The sequence below is a fragment of the Streptomyces sp. NPDC033229 genome, from assembly GCF_055576875.1.
On record NZ_JBVIQR010000043.1, the window covers coordinates 38,887 to 54,335 of the forward strand.

Annotated in this window: 13 protein-coding genes and 3 pseudogenes; 8 read left to right on the plus strand and 8 right to left on the minus strand. The window is 70.6% G+C overall.

Going from position 1 to position 15,449, the window contains the following annotated elements:
- Positions 1-22: 22 nt before the first annotated feature.
- The 3 genes from ACZ53N_RS29590 (at position 23) to ACZ53N_RS29600 (ending at position 3,321) form a co-directional block, all read left to right on the plus strand.
- Positions 23-982 carry an ornithine carbamoyltransferase gene (locus ACZ53N_RS29590; RefSeq protein WP_469143867.1) on the plus strand — a complete coding sequence of 320 codons (960 nt, stop codon included), beginning with the start codon at positions 23-25 and terminating at the stop codon, positions 980-982.
- Between the two features lie 52 nt (positions 983-1,034).
- Positions 1,035-1,955 carry a methyltransferase domain-containing protein gene (locus ACZ53N_RS29595; protein ID WP_469143868.1) on the plus strand — a complete coding sequence of 307 codons (921 nt, stop codon included), beginning with the start codon at positions 1,035-1,037 and terminating at the stop codon, positions 1,953-1,955.
- 253 nt (positions 1,956-2,208) lie between these two features.
- Positions 2,209-3,321, plus strand: coding sequence for a hypothetical protein (locus tag ACZ53N_RS29600; protein ID WP_469143869.1), 1,113 nt, complete (start codon positions 2,209-2,211; stop codon positions 3,319-3,321).
- Here the strand turns inward: ACZ53N_RS29600 and thpD are convergent.
- From thpD to ACZ53N_RS29625, 5 genes and pseudogenes are all read right to left on the minus strand, one after another.
- Entirely contained in the window at positions 3,281-4,168 is an 888-nt protein-coding gene (gene thpD, locus ACZ53N_RS29605) for an ectoine hydroxylase (protein ID WP_469143870.1), read from the minus strand. The two genes, ACZ53N_RS29600 and thpD, sit on opposite strands and share 41 nt — an antisense overlap.
- A 242-nt stretch (positions 4,169-4,410) precedes the next feature.
- The gene (locus ACZ53N_RS29610) at positions 4,411-4,968 is read right to left on the minus strand and encodes an amino acid ABC transporter permease (RefSeq protein ID WP_469143871.1); all 558 of its coding nucleotides are present in this window, start codon (positions 4,966-4,968) and stop codon (positions 4,411-4,413) included.
- A 67-nt stretch (positions 4,969-5,035) separates the two neighbouring features.
- Positions 5,036-5,203: pseudogene (locus tag ACZ53N_RS29615) on the minus strand (amino acid ABC transporter permease); the annotation flags it as partial.
- 149 nt (positions 5,204-5,352) lie between these two features.
- Positions 5,353-6,000 (minus strand): amino acid ABC transporter permease, encoded by a 648-nt coding sequence (locus tag ACZ53N_RS29620; protein ID WP_469143872.1) that lies wholly within the window; start codon positions 5,998-6,000, stop codon positions 5,353-5,355.
- Positions 6,001-6,052: 52 nt separating this feature from the next.
- Positions 6,053-6,988 carry a glutamate ABC transporter substrate-binding protein gene (locus ACZ53N_RS29625; RefSeq protein ID WP_469143873.1) on the minus strand — a complete coding sequence of 312 codons (936 nt, stop codon included), beginning with the start codon at positions 6,986-6,988 and terminating at the stop codon, positions 6,053-6,055.
- 384 nt (positions 6,989-7,372) lie between these two features.
- Here ACZ53N_RS29625 and ACZ53N_RS29630 point away from each other — a divergent pair, with 384 nt between their 5' ends.
- Together ACZ53N_RS29630 and ACZ53N_RS29635 are read left to right on the plus strand one after the other, a co-directional pair.
- Complete coding sequence (locus ACZ53N_RS29630; RefSeq protein WP_469143874.1) at positions 7,373-8,788, plus strand: NADP-dependent succinic semialdehyde dehydrogenase; 1,416 nt, start codon at positions 7,373-7,375, stop codon at positions 8,786-8,788.
- 91 nt (positions 8,789-8,879) lie between these two features.
- Positions 8,880-10,613 (plus strand): ABC-ATPase domain-containing protein, encoded by a 1,734-nt coding sequence (locus tag ACZ53N_RS29635; RefSeq protein ID WP_469143875.1) that lies wholly within the window; start codon positions 8,880-8,882, stop codon positions 10,611-10,613.
- A gap of 34 nt (positions 10,614-10,647) precedes the next feature.
- On the opposite strand, the gene dhaK is transcribed toward ACZ53N_RS29635, so the two are convergent.
- Together dhaK and ACZ53N_RS29645 are read right to left on the minus strand one after the other, a co-directional pair.
- A complete protein-coding gene (dhaK, locus tag ACZ53N_RS29640) occupies positions 10,648-11,640 on the minus strand; it encodes a dihydroxyacetone kinase subunit DhaK (protein WP_469143876.1) in 993 nt (330 codons plus the stop codon).
- Between the two features lie 387 nt (positions 11,641-12,027).
- Positions 12,028-12,126, minus strand: a pseudogene (locus tag ACZ53N_RS29645) (zinc-binding dehydrogenase); the annotation flags it as partial.
- 2 nt (positions 12,127-12,128) lie between these two features.
- Here ACZ53N_RS29645 and ACZ53N_RS29650 point away from each other — a divergent pair.
- Positions 12,129-12,248: pseudogene (locus tag ACZ53N_RS29650) on the plus strand (TetR/AcrR family transcriptional regulator); the annotation flags it as partial.
- A 445-nt stretch (positions 12,249-12,693) separates the two neighbouring features.
- Here ACZ53N_RS29650 and ACZ53N_RS29655 read toward each other — a convergent pair.
- Positions 12,694-12,996, minus strand: a complete 303-nt coding sequence (locus ACZ53N_RS29655; protein WP_469143877.1) for a hypothetical protein — start codon at positions 12,994-12,996, stop codon at positions 12,694-12,696.
- Positions 12,997-13,252: 256 nt separating this feature from the next.
- Here ACZ53N_RS29655 and ACZ53N_RS29660 point away from each other — a divergent pair, with 256 nt between their 5' ends.
- Positions 13,253-13,918, plus strand: coding sequence for an RNA polymerase sigma factor (locus ACZ53N_RS29660; RefSeq protein ID WP_469143878.1), 666 nt, complete (start codon positions 13,253-13,255; stop codon positions 13,916-13,918).
- A complete protein-coding gene (locus ACZ53N_RS29665; protein ID WP_469143879.1) occupies positions 13,915-14,952 on the plus strand; it encodes a CU044_5270 family protein in 1,038 nt (345 codons plus the stop codon). Before ACZ53N_RS29660 ends, ACZ53N_RS29665 begins: the two co-directional genes overlap by 4 nt.
- The last annotated feature ends 497 nt before the right edge of the window (positions 14,953-15,449 follow it).

The window sequence follows — 15,449 nt, forward strand, 5'->3', positions numbered from 1 at the left end:
CGTCTGCGACGAGCGAGGTTTCATGGGCGACACCCACGACCGGCAGGGCCCCGGGCACGCGCGGGGCCTGTTCTCGCTGGCCGAGCTGCCACCAGAGCTGATCACGAGTCTGATCGGGCGATCGGTCGAGCTGTTCCGCGACCGTCACGCCCACGACCGCCCGCTGGACGGCCAGGCGGTCGGCGTGCTGTTCACCAAGACCTCGACCCGTACCCGTACCGCCTTCACCGTCGGTGCCATCCGGCTCGGCGCCACCCCGGTGACCTTCGGGCCGGGCGATCTGCAGCTGAACACCGGGGAATCGGTGGGGGACACCGGCCGGGTGCTGGGCTCGATGCTCGACGCCCTGGTCGCCCGCACCGCCGGCCCCCTCGACGAGCTGCGCGAGCTGTCACGGGAGGGCCGGCTGCCGGTCGTCAACGCCATGGCGGCCCAGGAGCACCCGAGCCAGGGTGTGACCGACCTCGCGACGCTCGCGCTGACCTTCGGCGACCTCGCGGGGATCCGCGTGCTCTACGTCGGCGAAGGCAACAACACGGCGGTCGCGCTCGCCCACGGGCTCGCGGCCGTGCCCCGTGCGCGGCTCACCCTCGCCACCCCCACCGGGTACGGCCTCCCCGAGGAGGAACTGGCAGCGGCGGTGCGACGGGCCGACGGCGCGGGCGCCCGGGTCCGGCAGATCCACGACCTCGCCCTCGCCCCCGACGAGGTGGACGTCGTCTACACGACCCGTTGGCAGACGACGGGCACCGCCAAGCCCGACGCGTCCTGGCGGGAGACGTTCCGCCCCTTCCACGTCGACGAGAGGCTGCTGAGCCGCTGGCCCCAGGCGTCGTTCATGCACGACCTGCCCGCCCACCGGGGCGACGAGGTCGCGGGAGACGTCCTCGACGGCCCCCGCTCCCTGGCCTGGACGCAGGCGGCGATGAAGCTGTCCGGTGCGATGGCGATCCTCGAATGGGCGGCAGGCCCGCACGGCTGACCGCACACACCCGCACCCGCTCCCCGCCCGCACACTCCCGGATCGAGGCCCCATGCCGAACGTCTCCCGCGTCCATGACTACAAGCACCTCTTGGCCGACGACTTCGTCCCGCCCACCTCTCCGCAGGTGTTCTTCGAGCCCGCCGACACCGAGATCGGCGTGTGGGTGGCCCACGACCTCATCACCCAGGGCTGTTCCGTGCTGGACCTGGGCTCGGGCAGCGGGGCGGCCGCGGCCGCGATGGCCCGCGCCGGGGCGGCGCGGGTCCACGGCGTGGACGCGGGAGCGGAGACGGTCGCCTGGGCGACCGACCACTACGCCTCGCGCGACGGAGGCCAAGTCACCATCGCCCAGGGCGACTTCTCCGAGCTGTCCACCGAGGAACTGCTGGCCACCGCGCCCGACCCGCTGCCCCGGCCGCTGGTCGTCACCAGCAACCCGCCCTACGTTCCGCTCGCCGCGCACGCCGACGACCGGCGCCGGTCCATCGGCGGCGGCACGGACGGGCTCAAATGGGCCCCGGCGATCATCGGCCACGGAAGCGCGCTCCGCGCCGACCTGGGCTTCACCATCGGCAGTTACTCCACCCCGCGCAAGGCGGTCCGGCTGCTGGAAGCGGCCGGATACCGCGTCGAATCCGTCACGCTGTGCCCGCTGCCCCTGGGGGAGTTCACCCTGAGCCACCCGGACCAGGTGCTGGCCCTGGAGGAGCAGGGCGAAGCCGTGCTGTGGCGGACGGAGCACGAGCCGCCGGCCTACTTCATCGTCGGCCTGGCCTGCCGGTGGGCGGGGGCGGACGCGACCCGGGCGCCCGGCCGGCTCACCGCGGACGGGCTGCTGGAACTGCTGCGGACCGCGGCCCGCTCACGCACCTCCCGGCTGGAAACCCTGGACGGGCCGCTCCCGGAGGGCCGCCCGGGACAGCTGCGGGTCCTGGACCTGCCACCGGCCGCCGTACGCCACCACTGGTGATGGGGCCAGGGGCAGACGAGGGCCGGGGCGTGTCTTGCGGATCGTGCCGGGCTCACGGGCTCCGGCAGGCCCGCTCGCCGCGTTGCCGTCAGTCGCCGATGCTCCGCAGCGGCTCCTTCCTCCGCCTTGCGTGTACGCACCGGATCCCGCTCCCTGATCCGGCCTGATCCACAGGACAGGCCCAGTACAGCCGCGCACGAGAGGCAACGCGCAAGAGAGGCAACGCGCACGAGAGAAAGGCGGAGAGTCCGTCGTGAACGCACCAGGCCCCGTACCCGTCTCGCCGGTCAGTGTCACCGCCCACGCGGTGCTGCACAGCGCCGACTTCATCCACGCCCAGCTGAGAGCCGCCCGCCGTGACCGCGTGGTCCTGCACGCGGGAGTGCAGATCAACGGCGCCCCCCACCTGGGGACCAACGTCATGCAGACCGCCGCGTTCCAACTCGCCGCGGCAGCGCAGGAACGTTTCGGCGTCGAGCCGTGCCTGCGCTTCGGGGCCCTCGACAACTCCCCCTGCGAGACCCGCGTGTGTCCCGAGACGGGCTCCGTCTACGAGCGCTCGTTCCGGCACGCGCTCGGGGAGTCCCGCGTCCGGGAGCTGGTGCGGCTCTACTACGGTGCCCTCTTCGACGAACTGTCCGCCGCCACGGGTGTTCCGTACGAGGTCGAGACCTATACGAGCCAGCAGTCACAGGTTGCGTTCCGGGAGGAGTTCCTGGCCTCGCTGGCCATCATGGACACCTTGCGGTGGATACTCGCACCCTCCACCGGCATGGTGCCGGTGAGCTTCCCCTGCCCACGTTGTGGCTGGTCGCAGAAGCACGGCGAGGACACCGAACTGCTGTCGGCCGACGCGGGGGAGGCCCGGTTCGCCGCGGTCTGCCTCGACCACGGGAAGTACTTGGTGGACGTCACGCCCGAGACGGACGCCTACATAGGCCTGACGACCCTGCACCGCAACCTGGTCAAGGAGCGCGTCGCGGCCCGCGATCCCGACGCCCTCCCGGTGATCGTCAAAGGAGCGGACTGGGCGCCGGGCTGCCGGCTCCTGGACGAGGCGTTCCTGTGCTACCCCGGTGCCGTCCCACCGGCACGCCTCTTCACACCGGTGGTGATCTCCGACTCCGGGGCGAAGCTGTCCAAGACGCTCCTGCGTGAGGGCACGGCCGATCTGTCGGCGGAGACCGAGCCGTGGATGCTCGACGCCACGGCCTGGAGGGGCACGATGGCGGAGTACGCGCACACCCTCCTCGGGCTCGGCGCCCTCATGCTGTCCGAGCCCCGGCACTTCGAGCGCGGTTACACCACGCGGGAGGTGGCCCGGCTCATCGCCCCGGGCTTCGGCCCTGCCGCGGGACCGGGGTGACGTCACGGTTGGCCAGGTACTCGGGACGCGGCCTGGGCGCCGCGTAGGGGGTCCCGAGGGGGTTCTCGACACTGTTGTAGACCACGAAGAGGTTGGTGCGGGGGAAGGGCGAGGTGTTACCGCTGGAGGCGTGCAGACAGTTGCAGTCGAACATGACGGCCGAGCCCGGGGCGCCGGTGAACTGCCGGATGCCGTGCCGCTCGGCCAGCGCGGTCACCCCGGTCCGGTCCGCGGACCCGGCCGGCAGGTTCTTCCCCAGGAGCGAGAGCTTGTGGTAGTCGTCGGGGGTCTCGCCGACCGACGGCACGAAGGTCCGGTGCGATCCGGGGATGATCATCAACGGTCCGTTGTACGGCATGTTCTCGGTGAGGGCGATCGACATGCTGAGGGCCCGGGGCGCGGGCATTCCGTCCTCCGAGTGCCAGGTCTCGAAGTCGGAGTGCCAGCCGAACCGCGAACCGTCGAAGGCCGCCTTGTAGTTCACCCGGCTCTGGTGGATGTACACCTCGGAGCCGAGGATCTGCCGGGCGATGCCCGCCAGGGCGTCCGAGTGGACGACGGCGGCGAACACCTCGGACAGCGCGTGGACCTCGAAGACCGACCGGATCTCCGCGGAGTCCGGCTCCAGTACCACCCGCTCGGTGCCGCGCAGCTCTCTGTCGGCTCCTATGCGACGTATCTCCTCGGAGCAGGCAGCGACTTGATTGGGCGTCAGTAAGGTCTCGAAGGCGAGAAAGCCGTCGCGGTCGTACGAAGCCAGCTCGTCCGCGCGCAACGGACCGCCCTCGCCCGGTGCGCCGCTCCAGACGACGGGGTGGCTCCGGGCGAAGGGCACCGACTCGGTCACATAGCGCGTGGGATACGGGTCGGGCCCCGAACCGGAGGAGACAGAAGGACCGGACGAACCGGAAGGACCGAAGGAACCGGAAGAACCGGAAGAGCCGGTTGAGGGTACGGATGAGGACATCGCCGAATCTCCTTGGGCCTCGGGGATACCGGGACGGACCCTTGCCACAGCCTCGGGTCGAATTCCGCTGGATGGCTGCCCGGGGCCTCGAAACCGAAACCTCGCCCCTGTTCCGGCGCGCTTTACCCGGAGGGTTTTCGGTCATGGTCCGCGGGGGACCGGAAACGGTGCCCGGACCGGCGTTGCTGCCGTCCCCGGTGCGCGAGCCATTTGGCGAAGGTACTGAGCGCCAGGCACATGCCGATGTATATCGGGCCGACCACGAGCAGGACGGGTATGTAGGGATAGCCCGCGGGGGTCGCCGTGTTCTGTGCCAGGAGTTTTCCCGCGTAAAGGAGCTCCTCGTACGTGATGATGAAACCCAGCGAGGTGTCCTTCAGCGTCACCACGATCTGGCCCACGATGCTGGGCAGCATGGCCCGTACCGCCTGTGGCAGCACGACCGTCGTGGTGACCTGTGTCTTGCGCATGCCCAGGGCGTACGCCGCCTCGGTCTGCCCGCGGGGGACCGCGCGGGCACCGGCGCGCAGGATCTCCGCCTGCACCGAACCGTTGTACAGGGCGATCCCGATGACCAGCGCCCAGAGCGTGGGGCTCGCGAAGTTGTCCGCGAGCCAGACGCCGGTCCGGCCCAGGTGTTCCCGCAGGAGGCGGGCGACGGCCGCGACCCACGAACGCAAGCCAGCCCATGTTGTACAGCGCGAAGATCATGATGAGCAGAGGCATCGCGCGGAAGAACTCCACCAGCGCGGTGGCCGGCCAGCGCAGCACACGGTGCCGGGAGAGCCGGCCCGTGGCCAGCAGCACCCCGAGCAGCAGGGAGAACACCACCGCCAGCGCGAAGGCCTTGAGGGTGTCCAGGGCGCCGATCAGTATGCGCCGCTGCACCCCCTGGTAGGTGAACGCCTCCCACATGGCCCAGGTGAACTGGCCCGCGTCGTGCAGCCGCGCGATCACATAGGCGGCCACGGCGGCGATGCCCACGACCGCCAGCACGCTGCATATCCGGTTGCGGCGGCGGCCGCGCGGCCCCGGCGCCTCGAAGAGGATCGACTCACCGGAGGTCACCGGACCACCGCCAGCCGGTGTTCGAGCAGCCGGAACACCCCGCTGATCATCATGATCAGCGCGAGATAGGCGAGGGCGACCCACAGGAAGACGGTGAGGATGGCGTAACCCTCCTCGGCGAGGGTCTTCTCCACGCTGAACAGCTCGTACACGCTGAAGCCGCCCGCCAGTGCCGAGTTCTTGGTCAGGGTGATCAGCAGGCTGCCGACCGGCGGGACCACGGCCCGCCCGGCCTGGGGCAGCACGATCAGCAGCGTGGTCTGGGCGAAGGACATGCCGAGACTGCGGGCCGCCTCCGCCTGTCCCGCGTCGACGGTGTTGATGCCCGATCTGAGGGCCTCGCAGACGAACGCGGAGGTGTAGCCGCCCAGGGTCAGCACGGCGAGCGTGAAGTAACTGAGCCCGGACAGGCCGAGCATCGGCAGTCCGAGGGTGACGCCGAAGAACAGCAGGGTGAGCGGGGTGTTGCACAGGACGGTCACCCTGGCGGCGCCGATGACGCGCAGCGGTGGGACGGGACAGACCCGGAAGACGGTCAGAGCGGTGCCCAGGACCAGGGCGAGCAGAGTGCTCAGGCCGGTGAGCGCCACGGTGCCGACGAACCCTCTGCGGAAGAGGTCGAGGTTGTCCAGCAGTACGTGCACGTTCGCCTCCGTGGCCTCGTGGGCGGGGCAGCGGGCCGCCTGGTGTGCGTCGTCAGTACCGGATCACCTCCGGCGGCTTCGGGGCGCGTGCTCCGGAGAGGCCGAGCGTGGCGTCGTAGGCCCGCTGCCAGTCGCCGTTGTCCCGGTGGCGTTCCAGCGCGTCGTCGATGGCGCCGCGCAGGGCCTTGTCACCCTTGGCCAGCCCGACGCCGTAGGGCTCCTGCGAGAAGGGCCGGCCGACGACCCGCAGCCGTCCGCCGTTCTGCGCCGCATAGCCCTTGAGGATCGTGTCGTCGGCGGTCACGGCGTCGGCCTCGCCGCTGATCAGGTCCTGGACGCACTGGGCGTAGCTGTCGTGCGAGCTGACCTCGGCGCCGTACTCCGGCTTCTCGATGCGTTGGAAGGGCGTGGAGCCGGTGACCGAACAGACCCGCTTGCCCTTGAGGTCGCCCGGACCGTGGATGTCCCGGTTCCCCCGCTTGACCAGCAGGTCCTGTCCCGCGACGTAGTACGGCCCGGCGAAGGAGACGTGCTTCTTGCGTTCGTCGTTGATGGTGTACGCGGCCACGTAGAAGTCGACGTCCCCCTTGGAGATGGCCGTCTCCCGGCCCTGCGGCGGGACGGTCTTCCAGGAGATCCGACCGGGCCCGAACCCCAGGTCCGCGGCGACCATCCGCGCGATCTCGACGTCGAATCCGAAGCGCCGCCCGGTGACGGGGTCCTCGAACCCCAGGAAGGGGTGGTCCGACTTCACCCCGATGACGATCCGGCGGGCGGCCTCGGCGCGTGCGAGGGTCGGGGAGCCTTCGACCGTGACGCTCCGGTTCACCGGATAGGCCGAAGGGGTGATCCCGTTCTCCCCGGCGCCCATCAGAGCGGCGACGCTGCCCGGCGGCACGCCGCCCCGGCCGCAGGACACCACGGCGGCGAGCGTGAGCAGCAGGGTGGCCAGGGCGAGGGCGCTCCTCGATCTCGTTCGGCTCCTCAAGGGCTGCTCCTCAGGGGCGCGTGGCCGGGTGCGAGAGCGGTGCAAGGGACCTGCGCGAGGACCGATCAGTGGCGCGGCAACGGTCGTCGGCATGCCGACGCCGACGTGACAACACGGGGTGACGCAAGAGGATGAGCAGGAAAAGTGATGATCAGTGGATCACTCAAGACGAAATAAAGCATACCGGCGGGGCGGTGTTCCGCTACCCGCAGTGCAGCAGGGGGCACCGGTTCGGGTGATCGATCCCGTACCGGAATTGACGCCCGGCCGGCGTGGTCGGGCACGGAAGGGGTAGGGCCCTGTCGTGGTCCCCGGCCCGGTACGCCTTGCGCGGCCGGGCAGGGCATCGCAAGGTCGAGGCATCGAGCATGAGGAAGGACAGCCATGCCCATCGCAACGGTGAACCCCGCCAACGGCGAGACGCTCAAGACGTTCGACCCGCTGGGGGCCGAGGAGATCAAGCGACGGCTGGCCACCGCGGCCGCGACGTTCCGCACCTACCGCACGACCGAATTCGCCGAACGGGCGCGGCTGCTGAACCACGCGGCGGACCTCCTGGAGAGCGACCAGGACGACATCGCCCGCACCATGACGACCGAGATGGGCAAGCCGCTCGCCGCCGCCCGCGCGGAGGCCGCCAAGTGCGCGAAGGCCATGCGCTGGTACGCCGCGCACGCCGAGGAACTGCTGGCCGACGAGCACCCCGCCGATGCCGAGGTGAAGGACTCCGGCGCCTCGCACGCCCGCGTCCACTACCGGCCGCTGGGTGTGATCCTCGCCGTCATGCCGTGGAACTTCCCGCTGTGGCAGGTCGTGCGCTTCGCCGCCCCCGCCCTGATGGCGGGCAACGTGGGCCTGCTCAAACACGCCTCCAACGTGCCGCAGACCGCGCTCTACCTGGAGGACCTCTTCCGCCGCGCGGGATTCCCCGAGGGCTGCTTCCAGACGCTGCTCGTGGGGTCGGGTGCCGTCGAGGGCATCCTGCGCGACCCCAGGGTCGCCGCCGCGACGCTCACCGGCAGCGAGCCGGCGGGCCGCTCGGTCGCGGCGATCGCCGGCGACGAGATCAAGAGGACCGTCCTGGAGCTGGGCGGCAGCGACCCGTTCGTGGTGATGCCCTCGGCCGACGTGGACCGGGCCGCCCGCACCGCCGTCACCGCCCGCGTGCAGAACAACGGCCAGTCGTGCATCGCCGCCAAGCGCTTCATCGTCCACACGGACGTCTACGACGCGTTCGCCGCGCGCTTCACCGCCCGCATGGCGGAACTGACCGTCGGCGACCCGATGGCGGAGTCCACCGACGTCGGCCCGCTCGCCAGCGAGCAGGGGCGCGCCGACCTGGAGGAACTGGTCGACGACGCCATGCGCCGGGGCGCCACCGCGCTGTGCGGCGGGGCCCGGCCGAAGACCCCCGGACCGCTGGCCGCCGGCTGGTTCTACGAGCCGACGATCCTCGCCGACATCACCCCCGAGATGCGCATCCACCGGGAGGAGACCTTCGGTCCGGTGGCCACGCTGTACCGGGTGCGGGATCTGGACGAGGCGGTGCATCTCGCCAACGACACCCCGTTCGGCCTGAGTTCGAACGTGTGGACCCGTGACGAGGAAGAGCAGCTCCGCTTCGTCCGCGACATGGAGGCCGGTGGCGTCTTCTTCAACGGCATGACGGCCTCCCACCCGGCGCTCCCCTTCGGCGGAGTGAAGCGCTCCGGCTACGGCCGGGAGCTGTCGGGGCACGGCATCCGCGAGTTCTGCAACGTCACGACGGTGTGGCACGGCAAGGAGCCCGAAGCGGGGTAGCAACGGGTCCGGGTGACCTTCCCTTTCGCGCCCCTTCGGGGTGACGGCGTAGGGTACGTGCGCTCGACGCCACCGGGAAGGACACCGCACCATGCCGCGCTCCACCGACCGCCGTCCGCCGGCGCCGCGCCGGACCCGGGACGGGTTCGCCGACGCCCTGTGGGCGCTGGACGGCGCGTCGTACGGCCGCTACAAGTCCCTCGTCGGCCGCTGGGCCATGGACGGGTTCGACCTGGAGATCGTCCGGGGCCAGGCCGACCCGTACGCGCCTCCCGCGCGGGTCGCCCTGCACGTCCCCGCGGCCGTCGCCGGGTTCCCCGCCGACCTGTGGCGGACGCCCGTACGCCGCCGGGCCCTCGCGAGCTTCCTCGCCCGGCGGGCGGCCGAGGAGACCGGGGACGGGATCCGGGTGGACGCGGGCGGCCAGGAGATCCTCGACCGCGGCTCCTGCCAGGTGGTGCCGCCCGGTCCGACGGCACCGGAGGACGAACCCGGGTCGGTCGTCCTCCGGCTTAACGTCCCGCTCCCCGGCCGCGGCCGCCGGATCGACGCGCGCGCCGCCGAGCACGTCCTGTGCCGACGGCTGCCCCGACTGGTCGACCGCGCCCTGCGGTACGCGGCGGTCGACACCGAGGCACTCATCCGCTTCGCCGACACGGCCGAGGACTCCCACGCGCTCCGCGAGGCACTGCCACGGCTCGGCCTCATCGCGTTCGTCGCCGACGGCGCGGTCCTGCCCCGGCGCAGCGGCGTGGACGACCGCCCGCTGACCGGGCCGGCCGCGGTCCCGTTCCGCTCCCCGGAGGAACTGCGGGTCGCCGTCGACCTCCCGCACGCGGGCCGGGTGACCGGCATGGGCGTGCCCGAGGGCGTCACCCTGATCGTCGGAGGCGGCTTCCACGGCAAGTCGACGCTGCTGCGCGCGCTGGAGACCGGCATCTGGGACGACGTCCCGGGCGACGGCCGGGAACAAGTCGTCTCCCGCTCCGACACCGTCAAGGTCCGCGCCGAGGACGGCCGCCGGATCGAGGGCGTGGACCTCCACGCCTTCGTCGACCACCTGCCGAGCGGGGACGACACGGCGGACTTCCGCACCGACAACGCCTCCGGTTCCACCTCCCAGGCCGCGGCGATCGTCGAGTCCGTCGAGGCCGGTGCCAAGGTGCTGCTCATCGACGAGGACACCGCGGCGACCAACCTGATGATCCGCGACGCGCGCATGCAGGCCCTGGTCGCCAAGGACCGCGAACCCCTCACCCCGTTCGTGGATCTCGTCCGCTCCCTCCACCGGGACCAGGGGGTCTCGACGGTGCTCGTCATGGGCGGCTCCGGCGACTACATGGAGGTGGCGGACCGGGTGGTCATGATGGACGCCTACCGGCCGTCCGACGTCACGGCCCGCGCGAAGGAACTCGCCGCGGTACCGACCGGGCGCCGGGCGGAGGCCGACACCTACCCCGGCACCGTCCACCGCCGGCCCGACCCCGCCACCGTCGACAGCTCCGTGCGCGGCCGACCCCGGATCCAGGCCCGGGGGAGGGACGGGCTGGTCTTCGGGGAGGAGACCGTGGACCTGCGCGCGGTGGCACAACTGGCCGACGCACCCCATGTGGTCGGTGTGGGGCTGGCATTGGAGACCATGGTCCGCCGCGGGCACCTCGGCGGCGGGCGCACCCTCGCCGAGGCACTCGACCTGCTCGACCGCGACCTCGCGGAAGGCGCCGAGTGCCTCCTGGCTGTACGGGACGAGGACTTCGCGCTGCCGCGCCGCTTCGAGGTCGCGGCGGCACTGAACCGGCTGCGCACGCTGTCGGTGGCCCGCTGACCGACGCACCTCGGGCGGGTGCGCGGCCGGTCGCTCAGCGGCCCCAGCGGAGCCCGGCCGTCTGCACCGGCGCGTCCCACAGCCGCAGCAGCTCGTCGTCGACCTGGCACAGCGTCACCGACGCCCCGGCCATGTCGAGGGAGGTGACGTAATTGCCGACGAGCGTCCGCGCGACCGGCACCCCCCGCTCGTGCAGCACCCGGTGCACCTCCGCGTTGAAGCCGTACAGCTCCAGCAGCGGCGTCGCGCCCATGCCGTTGACCAGCACCAGCACCGGACCGCTCGGCCGCAGGTCGGACAGCACCGCGTCCACGGCGAAGTCCGCGATCTCGCCCGAGGTCATCATCGCGCGACGCTCGCGCCCCGGCTCACCGTGGATTCCGACGCCCAACTCCAGCTCACCGGCCGGAAGGTCGAAGGTGGGGCCGCCCTTGGCGGGCGTCGTACAGGAGGCCAGGGCGACACCGAAGCTCCGGCACGACTCGTTCACCCGGCGGGCGATCGCCTCCACCCGCTCCAACGGCGTACCCTCCTCGGCCGCCGCGCCTGCGATCTTCTCCACGAAGACCGTGGCACCGGTGCCACGCCGGCCCGCAGTGTAGAGACTGTCGGTCACCGCGACGTCGTCGTTGACGAGCACGCTGGCGACCTGGATGCCCTCGTCCTCGGCGAGCTCGGCGGCCATGTTGAAGTTGAGGACGTCGCCCGTGTAGTTCTTCACGATGAACAGCACGCCCTTGCCGCTGTCCACGGCCGCTGCCGCCCGCACCATCTGATCGGGCACGGGCGAGGTGAACACCTCCCCGGGGCACGCCGCGTCCAGCATCCCGTACCCCACGAAGCCCCCGTGCAACGGCTCATGCCCCGAACCGCCGCCGGACACCAGCGCCACCTTGCCCGCAATCGGCGCGTCACGCCGGACCACGACCCGCCGCTCCACATCGACCGCCAGCTCGGGATGCGCCGCGGCCATCCCGCGCAGGGCATCGGCGACGACGGTCTCCGCCACGTTGATGAGCATTTTCATGTGGGTCTCCTTCAGTAACAGGCGGTCAGGTCGCTGACCTGCGTTTCCGCAGGTCAGCCGCAGCGAGGGAGTGGTTGGCCCTGACGGGCTCCAGCGTTCGGTGGCGGTCTGTGACGGTACTGATGCTGACCTCATGCCGACTTTGCTGATGTTCCATCAGCTGAATCGTGGGCTACTCGGCGTGATGGTCCTAGCGTACTGAGACCAGGCTGCCACCCCGCCCGGCGAGGCGGGGACGAGCCGGCTACTGGTCCTGCACGCCAGGCCGGCGCGGCGCTGCTCGGTCTGCCCGGATGCAGGTCCACAGGGCGCGGTCGTCGTCGGCGCGTTGATCGTTGCAGGTCTCGACGAAGGATTGCCGGGCCGTGCCACCGGGCGGGGAACGGCTCAGACGACGATGACCCGGCGCCCGCGCGTGTGACCGGCCTGGCTGTCGGTGTGCGCCGCCGCGGCCTCGGCGAGCGGGTAGGACTTCTCGACCGGGACCCTGCCGGGCGATCGCGAGGTTCGTGATCGACGCCTATTCGCTGGCCCGCGAGGCGGCCGACCCGCAGGCCGCCGTGGACGAGATCTTCCAGATGATCGACGCGGCCTGGGAAGTCACCTGACGTTCTGCTGACGTTCTGCGAGCAGTCGCCAGGGGCGCGGTTGGCCGCGGCCGAGGGCGGGTGAATCGCGTCGGCCACCGCGGCGGCGCACGAAGCCGGCGTCGCCGAGGCAGCCGACGACGGACCGCTCGAACTCGCTGTGGGTATGCGGCCGGACGGGGGCTCAGCACGAACTCTGGTTCCGCACGAGCCAACTCGTCTGGGAATGGCATCCGATTCCGTCCCCAAACCACTCACCACGTACAGCGGATGCCCCCACTGTCGCGGGACCTTCTTCCCGCAGTCCTGTTCGTACACCGTGCACATCACCGGCCACGGGTCTTCGAACACGCCCTGCGGGAAGTCGTCCGAGTGCACCAGCTACGGCGTCCCGCATGAGTGGTGCAGCAGGTCGTGGGCCCGGGAACGGGTGGGTGACGGTAGCCTCTGCCGCCCGGGCGATCCGCTACTGGATGACCTCGTAGATCTCCTTGTAGCCGGATACCGCGTTGCTGTTGAACGCATCGATCAATGACTGGGCGTTCTCATCTGGATTCACGAAGAACGCTCGCTCCGTGGTGAAGTACTGGTCGAGGCTGTCGAATTCCCATTGGCAGACGACCGTATCCATGGGCCCGGCGTAATCGACGTAGATTCGCCGGTTCGCGTACCCGGCCTCTTCGAATACCTTGGTGAGGGTCTTGAACGCCGCTACGATCTCCGGCGCCTTCCCGCGTTCTGCTTGGTAGACCTCGCGCATCATGTACATGACGTGATCCTGCTTTCCTGCTCGAGCAGTAATCGACTAGCAGGCGCTATTTTCATGTTAAGTCATCAAAATGCCGCCCGCATGCCGAGCGAGTAGCGTTCGGCTGGGCGCCATGTCGATCAGCGGCACCGCGGCCGGCTCTGCAGGGCGTCACACCCCACCGTGCCTCGGGACGGTGGCGGCGCTCCGGTTCCGCCAAGGGGGCCGGGGACGGGTTGGGGGGGGGTGGGGGGCGTCCCGTCGTGTGACCCACATCATGGGAACCCGTACCTCCTACCGGACATATCAAGACGTGACGTCAATACACACCCGCATCAGGGACGGCGACCCGGACTCGTTCCGGCATCTCTTCCGCTCACACGCCCAGCTCGTCCACCGCTACGCCATCCGCGCCACCGGCGACCGGTCCACCGCCGAGGACATCGTCTCGCTCACGTTCCTGGAGGCCTGGCGCCTCCGCGCCAAGCTTCCCGAGGAGCCGGACGGCGCGAAGGCCTGGCTGATGGGCATAGCGGTGAACGTCCAGCGCAACACCAGCCGTGCCGCCCGTCGCCACGAGAAGGCCCTGGCCCGCATGCCCGCCAAGGAAGCCGTGCCGGACATCGCGGGTGAAGTGGTGGGCAGGATGGCGGACGCCGAACAGCTCACCGCCGCGAAGAACGCCCTGGAGAAGCTGCGCCGGTCGGAGCGCGAGGTCGTCACCCTCTGCGTCTGGTCCGGCCTGAGCTATGCGGAAGCGGCCGAGGCCCTGGGCGTGGCCGTCGGCACCGTACGGTCGCGGCTGTTCCGGGCCCGCGAGCGCCTGCGCAAGCTCACCGCACAGGAGCTCCGGCAACACGCTGACAAGACGGCGGCCCGGCGGCCCGAGCACCTGCATCTGCACCTGAACCTGAACCGGCCGAACGAGAAGTGGAACCGATGATGCGTATCTCCCGGCGGCCCCAAGAGCCGCTCGACCACGGTGACTTCGACCTCCTGCTCCCCCGACAGGACGAGACCGCCCTGCCCAGGGCCCGGCAGGACCTGCTTGAAGAGGCCCTGTGGGCCGAGGCGCACCGGACCGCCCGGTGCGCACCGCGCTCCCGTGCGCACCGCACGGCCTGGATCGCGCTGCCGGCCGCCACAGCCGTGATAGCGGGTGCCGTGATCCTTGCCCCGGGCAGCTCGGGTACCTCGGGTACGGACACCCGCCCGCCGAAGGCCGGTGCGAAGCTGCAACCCGGCACCACCAAAGGACTGTCGGCGACCGTCGACCGCATCTCGCTCGCGGCGGCACGGCAGCCGGCTCTGGAGCCCCGGCAGGACCAGTACATCTACGTGGAGAGCAAGGTGACGGGCGGGCGGGTCGACAGGGCGGGCGGCAAGGAGAAGCTCGTGGTGACTCCGCTGCGCTCGCGCCAGGTCTGGCACTCGCCCGACGGCCTCAAGAGCTTCATCTATGAGCCCGGCCATGAATTCATGGACAAGAACGGCGAGGACCTCGACCTCGAGCGTGCCGATGAGGTCACCGACCGGGGCTCCTACAACAGCGTCAAGGCGCTCCCCACCGACCCCGACGTCCTGCTCAAGCGCCTCTACCAGGGGGGCAGGATGGGTAACCCGCAAGCCGACTGGACGGCGTTCGGGGAGATTGGCCAGCTGTTGGAGGAGCAGATCGCGGCGCCGAAGATCAGCGCTGCACTGTTCAAGGCGGCTGCCAAGATCCCGGGCGTCACGCTCGTGGACAAGGCTGCCGACGCGACCGGGCGGCCCGGTATCGCAATCACTTGCACCGGCCCCCGCAGCCGTCAGGAGTGGATCTTCGACAGGAACACCTATGCGTACCTCGGCCAGCGTGACGTGCTGGTCAAGCCGTATCGGGGGCTCGAACCCGGCGCCGTCACCTACGAGACCGTGGTCATCAAGCGAGCCGTGGTCGACGCGAAGAAGGAACTTCCCGACGGCACGACGCTCTGAGCCGATCCGGACCTCGAGCATCCGGATCAGCAGCCGCACCTGCCCGAGAGGCCTCGCCCGCCGCGGCGGTTCCGGGCCGGCCACCGGTCAGCGATCCCCCCTTTTGGTGCGAACGGAGGCGGACCTCGACGATCGTCGAGGTCCAGCCCACCTCGCCGCGGGCCCCGGGTTCGTCCAGCACCGCCCGGTGTAGCCGACGTCACAGGTCCTCGGTCCATGCCACTGCCGTGAACACGGCCCGCTCGTCACACGGAGCGGTCCGACCACCTTGCGGAAGAGCGGCGAGCGACGGCAGCAACAGGGCGGCCGGCTCTCGGAGTTCGTCAGGAACCAGACGCTTCGACGGATCAGCATCCTCGACCGGCAGCATGCCGCACGAACATCACGTCACGTGGGACTACCTCTAGACGAGTCATTCCGAATGCTGACGGTGTGTCCGGGAACGCAGACAGGGCGTCCAAGATCGTTGTGTGACGAACAACCTGGACGCCCTGCTG

Coding starts and splice junctions, on each gene's coding strand:
- ACZ53N_RS29630 (WP_469143874.1), top strand. CDS start 7,373: ATGCCCATCGCAACGGTGAACCCCGCCAACGGCGAGACGCTCAAGACG.
- dhaK (WP_469143876.1), bottom strand. CDS start 11,640: ATGAAAATGCTCATCAACGTGGCGGAGACCGTCGTCGCCGATGCCCTG.
- ACZ53N_RS29665 (WP_469143879.1), top strand. CDS start 13,915: ATGATGCGTATCTCCCGGCGGCCCCAAGAGCCGCTCGACCACGGTGAC.
- ACZ53N_RS29655 (WP_469143877.1), bottom strand. CDS start 12,996: ATGTACATGATGCGCGAGGTCTACCAAGCAGAACGCGGGAAGGCGCCG.
- ACZ53N_RS29635 (WP_469143875.1), top strand. CDS start 8,880: ATGCCGCGCTCCACCGACCGCCGTCCGCCGGCGCCGCGCCGGACCCGG.
- ACZ53N_RS29590 (WP_469143867.1), top strand. CDS start 23: ATGGGCGACACCCACGACCGGCAGGGCCCCGGGCACGCGCGGGGCCTG.
- ACZ53N_RS29595 (WP_469143868.1), top strand. CDS start 1,035: ATGCCGAACGTCTCCCGCGTCCATGACTACAAGCACCTCTTGGCCGAC.
- ACZ53N_RS29660 (WP_469143878.1), top strand. CDS start 13,253: ATGGGAACCCGTACCTCCTACCGGACATATCAAGACGTGACGTCAATA.